Source organism: Bacillus sp. JJ722 (assembly GCF_036963345.1).
Taxonomy (GTDB): Bacteria; Bacillota; Bacilli; order Bacillales; family DSM-1321; genus Bacillus_AD.
The window spans coordinates 1-9965 of sequence record NZ_JBALMO010000311.1 but is presented as its reverse complement, the minus strand read 5'-3'; the positions used below and the strand labels follow the sequence as shown (position 1 = coordinate 9965).

Genomic DNA, 9965 nt, shown 5'->3' with positions numbered 1-9965 from the left:
AAAGCGCAGGATTAGACAGGAAATTTATAATAAAGTGGAATAATGTCACTTCTTGTATATACAAAAAGCAGCCAACAAAAATATTTGGAGAAACACTTAACCTATTAATAATAAAACCAGTCATAATAGACTGGTTTTATCTAGGAAACTTTATGTGAAGATGATAAAGAATGGTCGAACTTCTTTTTTATGTGGTGAAAATAATGCAATATAAAGAGAAACTATTAGCTCGTTTTAAAGACCAAATAAAAACAAATAAACATTTGATTGGTGTTGCTGCTGGATCTGGTTTAACATCAAAGTATGCGGAACAAGGTGGAGCTGATTTAATTTTAGCGTTAAGTTTAGGGCGTTTAAAAATTATATTCTTATATGACAACAAGCATACTAATGTGGAAATAAGAAAACTATAGATTAAAACCCTTTGATAAATAGGCTTAGTGACCTTAAACAATCTGTCAATTTAATCTTGTAATGGCAAGAAAATATCGATCATGTTCTCTTCTTGATCAAGAGAGTTTATATCTGCCCAATATTCGAAATCAAAAGGGCGAGTATGTTCGATGCCGTTCTCACGGATTGCATCATAAGTTTCTCCTATACTAGATTCAGGCCCCTTATGAGTCACCTTTACGTATTTTCCTGCTGGAATTGTATGCCGAATAAATCCATCAGGTATTTGGTCAAAATTACTGACTTCTACTGCAACAATACTTTCGAAAGGCGCATCTGGCGTCCATTCACAGTCTTCGTAAATTTGGACTAAATACATCCCGTCATTATCCAATCGATTTGAAATCTCATGACGCTTGCTTATGAGTTCGTCCCGTAATCTTTCGATGATTCTCTTTTCTAGATCTTGATTTACAGACGCTGTTACAGTGTAACCAATCAGTTTCGTTTCATTTCGTTTCAATGTCTGAACTCTTTCCATTGTCATTTAGGAAGCAACTCCTTATTTATAATTAAAAATTAGGGGATAAAACCTAACCCTACTTTGGTTTATTGAAAAACTTTAACATTCAAAGCTATACCATAGTAGGGTTGGATTCATTAACTGTAAGTTCTCATGTAATTAGTCGTCATCTTGGTCATCACGATCATCATCTATTTCGTTTCCATCATCAGAATCATCATCATCATTACTATTGTTATTATTATTAATATTACTATTATTATTATTATTATTTGGAATCTTTGGTTTGTTAGCAGGACGCTGCTGCTTTGGTTTACGTGAAATAGGGCCGACTTTACCTGAGTTAGCCTGAACGTATACATTTACAATTTCTTTTGTTGTAAGAATCGTTATTTTGTATTGTTGACCTTGCTTAGTGTTAATTAGCTCAGCTTTTTCAACTTTACCGTTCACTTGTTTTTTTGCAATATTAATGGCTCTGTTTTGAGGGATGAGCGTTTTTTTCTGTTCTGGTTGTTTTGGTTTAGTTGTATGAGCATTCGTTTCAGCTGAATTTATCGTAAGTACTTTTTTATCTTTTAAACTATACGTTACTTCTTTCTCTTCGGATCCTACTTTAACTTTGCTTATTGCAACTGATTGACCGTTTTGATCTGATTCTTTTATGTCAGTTACTTTTCCATTAGTATGCTTTTCAATTGCAATTTTTGCCTCTTCAATTGTTTGTTCACTTTTCGCTAAATGCTTTTCTAGTAATTTCATGTTTTCAATTTCTTTAGTATGAGAATTGACCGTTACATTGTATATGCCTTTATCTGTTTCTAAACGCATATGATATACATCTTCGCCATTTAATTGCACTTTTTTAATACTATTTACATTTCCACTGTATCGATTTTGCACAATTTTCTTTGCTTCTTCTTTTGTTAGTGCAGCTTCAGGGGAGCTATTAAACAAAGAAAAAGTAATAAATATGGTACCTAAAACAATGATTCCCAGTAATAATATTTTTATATTTTTACTCATGATAATGCTCCTTTTCGGGGAATGAGAATGACAAAGGTAGTTCCTTTTCCTTCTTCACTATTTACTTTTATTGTGCCAGAATGAGCGGTTACGATTTGTTTGGCAATGGATAAGCCTAAGCCAGTTCCACCTGTTTCTCGACTTCGAACCTTATCTACTCGATAAAAACGATCAAAGATGTGCGGTAATTCTGCTATAGGGATACCTATGCCTCGATCAGATATCGATATTGCTAATGTTGTTTCATCTTCTGAAACGTCGACATTAATAATGGAGTCGCTATATTTACGAGCGTTGTCTAATAATATAAGAATCAATTGCTTCATACCTTGCTCATGCATTGGGATGATATATTCGTCCTTATTGAATGATACAGTTATATCTCGATTATATGTTCTTTGTAATTGCTTCACAGTTGCTTCAATTATAGGACGAATATTTCCCATCTTCATTTCTACATCCCACATTTCTTCACTTTTTGCCAGATTTAACATTTGATTTGTCATCATTTTCATTCGCTCTGCTTCTGAAGAAATGGCTTCAATGGCTTCATCTAATATGTCTTCCCGTTTTCGTCCCCATCTCTTTAGCATTTTTGCGTAGCTTTCGACTACAGTCAAAGGTGTTTTGAGCTCATGAGAAGCATCTGATACGAATTGTTGTTGTTTGTAAAAGTTATCATGAAGGATATCCATCATACCATTGAAAGTATCTGCCATTGCATACAACTCGTCTTTAGACATTTTATCTATTTTTAATTTCTTAAATGATCTGCTTTTTTGAATGTCTTTCATAGTCGCTGTCATTCGTTTAATAGGTGTTAAAATTAAAGTACTTAACATTCTTCCAGCAAAGAATGCTGCTACAATTACAATAGCAGATGAGACGATCAAGATAAATGATAAACTCTGAAGGTTCTGATAAATGTGATCGATATTCTGCACAACTTGTAACGATACAACTTCACCATCCTTCCAAACAAATGGAACGGAAACAACAGCAAATTTTGTGTTATCACGATTATTCATAGTCATTACTTTGGAAAATTCTTTTGAATCATTTGGTATTTTAAGATTGTGGTAAGTATTATTTGTCGCGACTGCCTCTATTGGCTTCTTTTTGTTATCTTTAGCAATTCGTAACATACCTTCGGGTGGTAAAAAAGACATTAAAAAAAGGTCGTCAATATCAATATTTTTAGAAATTCCTGTATTTAGAGAGTCTATCGTGTTTATGGCTGTTAAATGTAATTGTTTCAACTCTGCATCAATCGTGATTTTTTTATATATCAAGTAAACAGCGGTATTTGTAATGATTAATAATAGAAAGACAAGCAGAGTCGTTAATAGATGAATGCGAGTTCCTAGTTTCAATGCCCATTCACTCCTTAATCATATAGCCAACTCCGCGTACAGTATGTATAAGCGAAGTATCAAATGGTGTATCTATTTTTTTTCGTAAGTACCTAACGTAAACATCAACAACATTCGTATCTCCGTAGTAATCATAGCCCCATACGTTTGTAATTATTTGCTCCCGATCTAAGACACGATTACTGTTTTCCAGAAAAAATAATAGTAAGTCATATTCCCTTTGTGTTAGTTCAATGTTCATTTCACTTCTCTTCACTTCCCGTGTGTTGGGGAAGAGTTGTAAATCGGCAATTTGTAAACATTCAATTTCTGTTTTTGTTTTTATTTGGTTAAAGCGTAAATGAACACGTATTCTAGCAAGCAGTTCTTCAATTTCAAATGGTTTTGTCATATAATCATTTGCGCCTAAATCTAGACCATTTACTTTATCGAAAACGGAGTCTCTTGCTGTCAGCATTATAATGGCGATATCTTCACGTTCTTGACGAATTCTCCGCAATACTTCCATACCATTTAGTTGCGGAATCATAACATCTAATAATATTAAATCAAAATGTTCTTGTTCATATGCTTCTAAAGCTGCTTTGCCAGTGTGAACAACCTTTGCTTCATATCCCTCATATTCAAGCTCTAATTGAATAACACGAGCGATCTTTTCTTCATCTTCAACAATTAAAATTCGATTCTTCAAATCTATCACCTCGAAAACAATTGATGAACTTTACAGTGTTAGTCCAGTCCACCTCCAATAAGTGTAGTAAAAGATCACCATTACGACAACATATATGGGCATTAATATGAGGCTAAGTTTGATTAAATCCTTTGCAGGATAAGAAACGTGTTCATCTTCATGAAATAATAAAAGTGCTTTCGAACTAACTGGAAATGTTACACAATAGTTCATACCTACTAAACTAAGAAAAACAACTGCTGTAGAATTCAGATCAAGCGTTTGACTAAGCACTAGAAATGCTGGAATCATCACGACCGCTCTTGTTGTATGAGAGGTAATAAATAAATGTGACGTTGTCGAAATGATAAGAATGATTAGTAAAACTATAAAGGATGGAGCAGATTGTAAAAATCCTAGTTTACTAAAAACGATTGATTGAAGCCAATCGACAACACCAGTGTCAACAAGTGCTCTTCCAAGAGCTGTCGCAGCTGCTACAAAAATGATTAAATTCCACGAGACACTATTTATACCTTGTTTCCAATTAATGATTCCATAGTTAGGTAAAATAAAGAACAGAGCACCAATCATTGTGACAAACGCGATATCATAGCCATGAATACTCTCTGTCATCCAAAAAAGAATTAATCCTGAAATCAAATAAAGTGTTCGTTTTTCTTTTGCAGTAAAAGGCTGTGCTTTGTCTGGAACATCTGTCTGCAATTGAAGTGGAGCATTTTTCCAAAACATGAAACGCATAACGAATAAAGAAATTCCGCACATGACGAGAGCAAATGGAGCCCCCCAGATAAACCATTGAAAATACGATATTTTTTCACCTGTTGATGTATTTAACAAGCCGATCCCAATGATATGAGAACCTGCCCCAATAAGGGTTGCTGAAGATCCAATTAAAATAATTACAGGCACGAGCATAGCTAATGTGGCTTTCTGCTTTTCATTAGTGAACAATTGATTTAGTTCCTTAACAACAGGAAGTGCTAATGCAGCACGACCTGAAGTAGATGGAATGAAAAAGGACAATGGTTGCAATGCTAACGTTAGTAATGAAAGAATATGACTTGAGCTATTCGCTTTTTTCAAAACGGTATTTGATAGACGTGAAGCAAGACCGCTAGAACGAACACCTTCACCAATAATAAACGAGCCAATCATTAACCACACCACTTCTTCTGAAAAAGATTGGTACAGTAGGGAAGGGGGACTAGCTTTCAATAGAACAATAGCTGATAAAGCACCTAATGCAACAAAGCCTGCAGAAAGTGATGAGAAAATCCAAAGTAACATTGCGAATAAAAAAATGATAAAAGTAACTTTTCCGTTGTAGGAAAGATCTTGTAATAAGATGAGAAGTACGCCACAACCAATCATACTCGCAAGTATTACAAGTGTATTTGCAGGAAGTTGATCTATTTTTTGTAAGATCTTTGTAGGAGTAGACTTTCTCCTTGTTGATCGTAATTGTTGAAGCTCCATATCATTTCTTTCCTTTCATTCATCGACTTTTGAGCAATACGATAACCAATTAGTACATGTCTAAATGCAGCTTCAGTACTATCAGAAATCCAAGATGCCGCTTTCTTCATCGCCTTTTCGAGTGAAGTTGGTTTTTGAATAATGCTTGAGTAAGCATCAATGCCATTTTCATAGTTTACTTTTGCATTTTCACCGATTGTACCAGTAATCGCTATAACAGGAATGCCTCTTGTTTTTGCAATTCGTGCAACTTCAGCAGGGATTTTACCGTTTGGTGTTTGAAAGTCGAGGCAACCTTCTGCTGTTAAAACAACGTCAGCATCTAAAATATGTTTCTCAATACTGATGTATTGCATAATAATTTGGTAGCGAGGATGCAAGTTTGCTTTAGCAAAAGCAATCAGCCCAGCTCCTAAGCCGCCAGAAGCTCCACTTCCTGGACTCGTGGCAACATTAATACCAAATTGCGTATTTATTAAACATGCATAATGGTCGAAAGCAGCTGCTAATTGCTCAACTTCTTCAGGTGTAGCACCTTTTTGTGGGCCGAATACACGAGCCACCCCTTGGTCTCCACATAGAACATTATGCCAATTACAAGCTACATCGATTTGCACATCTTGTAAGCGAGGATCTAATTCTTGTAAATCGATACTTGCCACTCGATGTAAGTCACCGCCACCTTTAATGAAAAGCGGTTCATCCGATTCATTTTTAAAGATGGCTCCTAAAGCTTGTGCCATCCCAGCACCGCCATCAGATGTACCAGAGTCACCACATCCTATTAAAATACGATTAACACCGAAATCTAGTGCTCCTTTTATCAATTCACCGACCCCTTGAGTAGTCGTCCATAAAGGATTCCGTTTATCGCGTGGTACAAGTTTTAAACCTGCTACAGCAGCCATTTCAATAACAGCTGTTTTTTTATTATTTTCCATGTAAACGCCGAAGTAGCTTGTGATAGTTTGACCAACTGGTCCTGTTACTTCTTTATAATAAAGTTTACCTTTTTTGATTTTTACGATTGTTTTAGCAAATCCTTCTCCGCCATCAATCATCGGTATAACAGTTATATTTGCATTTGGATTTAAACGGTGAACACCTGCTTCCATTGCTGCAGCAACCTCTTCAGCGTCTAAACATTCTTTGAATCCAGATGGTACCATGACAATTTTCATTATGTTATCCTCCTTGTATTAGGAATATCTATTTGATAATTCTTACTATAATGATGTAATCAGAGAGGACGATTAGAGAAAGATTAAAATTTGATGAGAAATGGGTTAAAAATTGAGAATTTTTTATTTTAATCTCGTAATATAGTGGATGGTGGAAGGTTAACAGTCTACGATGATTTGTTTGAAATGATGTTATAAGCTTGTGATGGTAGTTTCCCGATGCATATATTAATAGATGTCATACAAAAATGTAATGAAAAACCGGGTGAGAATCATATTACAAAAAAAGAAGCCCAAATAGCAGCAACAAAAGAAGAAAAGAATCTAGCTGAAGGATTTGAACAAACAGATCTTACCTTAGAAACTTTTTTATATGAATGGCTTACTGAATATAAAAAAGGAACTATTAGAAAAAACACATTCATATTACATGAGAGAAATATTAAAAAACATATCGCTCCCTATTTTAAGAAAATTCTAATTCCCAAAGTGAAACCTATTATGCATCAAAAGTTCTTAAACTTTTTATCTGAACAAGGATACAGTAAAAGAACCACTTGACCAAAAACAAAAAAACCCTCAATACCAATGGTATCAAGGGTTCTACTAATTAATACATCGTCATATATTGGTCACGTTCCCAAGGATGTACTTGTGTGCGGATTATGACCTTCGAATTTACAAAATGTCATTTATTTTTATAAGTGTTGTCATTTAGGCTTTTTTCAAATAAATTAACCAATACAAATTCATATTTTTAAAGTAAAAAACTAAAAAAATGTGGTCAATTTGGTGGTCAATTTTTCCCTCAATCATCAATTCTATTAATACTGATTATCCACTTCTGTTTTCTCTACAAATCCATTAATATTTCTTTATTCCAAAACAAACTAGGTATAACAAGCTCTACCATTTTGGGGCAGTTTTAATGATCCATTTCTTCCTAAAAATAACAATTAAAACATATGGATGTAACACGTATAAACAGCACACCAACATTCTTATTCCCTTCACCTGTGAATATAGAGAAATACTGCATCTGAATTGGTACGTAGAGTAAATGGTATATTTAACTGGCTGGAATTATAAACGATTTAATGAAATATTACTGTCGATAAAGTATAAAGTTTGGATTCTTGCAATAAAGATAGAGTAATTTCAATAGTTTCTTAATAAGGAGGAGCTCATGAAGACCTGGAAAAAGTATAAGGATAGGGAAAATAAATATGCTGCTACATTTGAGTTGGGCGACAGAACAGTTATTTTGCCCAAAGGAGCAGTTATTTCTATTACTAGAGGAGAATACTTTAGCCTTCCTAGACTTCTTGTAAATGGATTATTAAATCATTTTGTCATGAAAACCATGATAAATAATTCTAATTTGCTGTATGCAGAATTAACTGGTCAATTACAAGGTGGAGTTGGTCAAACTATGACAGTTTGGAAAAATGGTAAGTCAATGAATCAATTTAGAAAAGTTGGATTTCATAATTTTGCTCGAAAATTCTTCGGCTGGGTTTTTTATAGTGGAAGAGTTCAATCATATTTTCTAACGTGGGAAAATCAAGGGTATATTCCTACTTCAGAAGAAGCAACTTTCATAGTAAAAAAATATGGGCGACATTTTGATGGAGGAAAACTAAGGCGGAAGTCTTCCACCCCAAAACTGTAAATTTAAATGGAGTTTTAGTGTATGTGCTAAATAAGGATTGGTGCCATCTTTTTAAACAATCTTACAAAACTATAAAAGTTCAAGTAGTTAAAGAAACAAAATAGCCACTAGGTAATTTACTTAGTGACTGATATAGTGATAAAAGTGTATTTGATTTGAAGATACTTCTATTATAAATAGATTAAAATCACCTGTAAAATAGCTAAAAATCCATTTTACTAAATAAATCCAGATTAATCTCTCTTTAATCTTAGTATTTTTTATGATTTCCTAAACATTTAATATCTCATTAAATAACTTTACTTCTCTATGCAATTTAATTTTAAGGTTTCTAGTTTACTTACTAAAACCTTAGATATCTTTTACGACCATGAAGAAAAGCCCTTTACTATAGAAAGGGCTTTAGACATTTTATTTAAGTTTAACATCAGCTTCAATCGTTTTGGTATTAGATCCACCCTCTTCAGAAGCATCAAAGATAAATTTTATCGATGTAATATCAGCAACATCTTCCGTATTTTCTAACACAAATATGATGTCGCCTTCTTTTTTAACTCCACCATGAATATCTCCTGAAATATTTTTTGACAAATACATATCCATCTGAACTTGTTCACCTGTAGACGTAACAATCTCTGCTGTATTTAAGCCTAAAACATATTTTTTATCAGTGGTGTTTTCTGCTCCGAACCATACTGAAACAGCTTTATATCCAGGTTGAGCCTGTTCTATTTTATACGCTTCCTTAATATCATTTGTAACAGACACACCGTAGATATTAAATTTTAAAGCTCCGTTATCATAATCGCCTTGCCATTCAGCCCCACGATACTTTATGAAGCCACCTTCTTCTACAGTTCCAGTGGCAGCCTGCTGTTCTTCTTTTGTCATAGAAGCAAAATCTTTTGTAGGTTCTGTTGCTACTGCAGGTTCAGCATCTTTATCTTCAGGAGCTGTAGTTGTTTGACCTGACCCTTTTTCTTCTTTCGGTTCCGCTGACTCTTCTGAACTACATCCAGCGATAACTATAAATAGTGCTAAACATAATAACCAAATACCTTTCCTCAAACCCTAACACCCTCTATATAACATTTTAGGTTAATTATACCTATTAAATTGAATAGAGACAACTTTATGTCTAATTATGTCGTCCACAAAAGGCTTTAGAGTTTGTAACAAATGAAACATTCCCTCTGACTTGAGATAATGATATTGCTTCCCTTTATTTTACCTTCACACTAAATCCACGCTTCACTAATTCAATAAACAGCTTATTCCTATCATCGCTTGATAAATCACTAACAACTAACTTTCTTTCCTCATTTTTTAGTAACTCAATTGCTCTTGGTTTATTTGAATCACGTCTGAGATAACCTTTTTTTATTAATCTTTGTAAATGACCTTGAACTGTAGACAAAGAGGCTAAACCAGTTGCATCACCTATTTCACGTACAGTTGGTGGAAATCCATGATGATTAGTGTATTCCTCAATNNGTGTCATCTCATTTCTCTTACCGATTGGTCCACATGAAAGGATACTTTCCATCTTAAAGATACAATCAGCTTTTCATTTTCTAAGAACAATATACAAATTTATTGTAAAGATAGTATTTCAATTTACCTATTA

10 protein-coding genes and 1 pseudogene are annotated in these 9965 nt (G+C 33.9%); 3 read left to right on the top strand and 8 right to left on the bottom strand.

All coding sequences use genetic code 11. The features are described 5' to 3' along the window. The first annotated feature begins 203 nt into the window (after positions 1–203). Positions 204–413 carry a phosphoenolpyruvate hydrolase family protein gene (locus tag V7014_RS24830; RefSeq protein WP_335511404.1) on the top strand — a complete coding sequence of 70 codons (210 nt, stop codon included), beginning with the start codon at positions 204–206 and terminating at the stop codon, positions 411–413. A gap of 50 nt (positions 414–463) precedes the next feature. Here the strand turns inward: V7014_RS24830 and V7014_RS24825 are convergent, their stop codons facing one another. The 6 genes from V7014_RS24825 to V7014_RS24800 all read right to left on the bottom strand — a co-directional run bounded on the left by V7014_RS24825 (position 464) and on the right by V7014_RS24800 (position 6666). Beyond that, positions 464–940 carry a GyrI-like domain-containing protein gene (locus V7014_RS24825; RefSeq protein ID WP_335511402.1) on the bottom strand — a complete coding sequence of 159 codons (477 nt, stop codon included), beginning with the start codon at positions 938–940 and terminating at the stop codon, positions 464–466. Positions 941–1075: 135 nt separating this feature from the next. Then, entirely contained in the window at positions 1076–1942 is an 867-nt protein-coding gene (locus V7014_RS24820; RefSeq protein ID WP_335511400.1) for a PepSY domain-containing protein, read from the bottom strand. Then, entirely contained in the window at positions 1939–3315 is a 1377-nt protein-coding gene (locus V7014_RS24815; RefSeq protein WP_335511398.1) for a HAMP domain-containing sensor histidine kinase, read from the bottom strand. Before V7014_RS24815 ends, V7014_RS24820 begins: the two co-directional genes overlap by 4 nt. Positions 3316–3322: 7 nt before the next feature. Beyond that, positions 3323–4006, bottom strand: coding sequence for a response regulator transcription factor (locus V7014_RS24810; RefSeq protein WP_335511396.1), 684 nt, complete (start codon positions 4004–4006; stop codon positions 3323–3325). Positions 4007–4036: 30 nt separating this feature from the next. Further along, on the bottom strand, positions 4037–5485 hold the full coding sequence (locus tag V7014_RS24805; RefSeq protein WP_335511393.1) for an SLC13 family permease: 1449 nt from the start codon (positions 5483–5485) through the stop codon (positions 4037–4039). Continuing rightward, positions 5419–6666 carry a glycerate kinase family protein gene (locus V7014_RS24800; RefSeq protein ID WP_335511391.1) on the bottom strand — a complete coding sequence of 416 codons (1248 nt, stop codon included), beginning with the start codon at positions 6664–6666 and terminating at the stop codon, positions 5419–5421. The genes V7014_RS24805 and V7014_RS24800 overlap by 67 nt, the downstream gene beginning before the upstream one ends. A 219-nt stretch (positions 6667–6885) precedes the next feature. On the opposite strand from V7014_RS24800, the gene V7014_RS24795 reads away from it, so the two are divergent. Further along, positions 6886–7227: an N-terminal phage integrase SAM-like domain-containing protein gene (locus tag V7014_RS24795; protein WP_335511389.1), complete on the top strand. Its 342-nt coding sequence runs from the start codon at positions 6886–6888 to the stop codon at positions 7225–7227. A 625-nt stretch (positions 7228–7852) separates the two neighbouring features. Beyond that, on the top strand, positions 7853–8338 hold the full coding sequence (locus V7014_RS24790) for a hypothetical protein (protein ID WP_335511388.1): 486 nt from the start codon (positions 7853–7855) through the stop codon (positions 8336–8338). Positions 8339–8749: 411 nt separating this feature from the next. Here the strand turns inward: V7014_RS24790 and V7014_RS24785 are convergent, their stop codons facing one another. Further along, on the bottom strand, positions 8750–9406 hold the full coding sequence (locus V7014_RS24785; RefSeq protein ID WP_335511386.1) for a hypothetical protein: 657 nt from the start codon (positions 9404–9406) through the stop codon (positions 8750–8752). A 247-nt stretch (positions 9407–9653) separates the two neighbouring features. Further along, positions 9654–9839: pseudogene (locus V7014_RS24780) on the bottom strand (helix-turn-helix domain-containing protein); the annotation flags it as partial. Between the last annotated feature and the right edge of the window lie 126 nt (positions 9840–9965).

Excerpts from the sequence above, each read along its gene's own strand:
- V7014_RS24830 (WP_335511404.1), top strand. The coding sequence starts at position 204 with ATGCAATATAAAGAGAAACTATTAGCTCGTTTTAAAGACCAAATAAAA.
- V7014_RS24825 (WP_335511402.1), bottom strand. The coding sequence starts at position 940 with ATGACAATGGAAAGAGTTCAGACATTGAAACGAAATGAAACGAAACTG.
- V7014_RS24820 (WP_335511400.1), bottom strand. The coding sequence starts at position 1,942 with ATGAGTAAAAATATAAAAATATTATTACTGGGAATCATTGTTTTAGGT.
- V7014_RS24805 (WP_335511393.1), bottom strand. The coding sequence starts at position 5,485 with ATGGAGCTTCAACAATTACGATCAACAAGGAGAAAGTCTACTCCTACA.
- V7014_RS24800 (WP_335511391.1), bottom strand. The coding sequence starts at position 6,666 with ATGAAAATTGTCATGGTACCATCTGGATTCAAAGAATGTTTAGACGCT.
- V7014_RS24795 (WP_335511389.1), top strand. The coding sequence starts at position 6,886 with ATGCATATATTAATAGATGTCATACAAAAATGTAATGAAAAACCGGGT.
- V7014_RS24790 (WP_335511388.1), top strand. The coding sequence starts at position 7,853 with ATGAAGACCTGGAAAAAGTATAAGGATAGGGAAAATAAATATGCTGCT.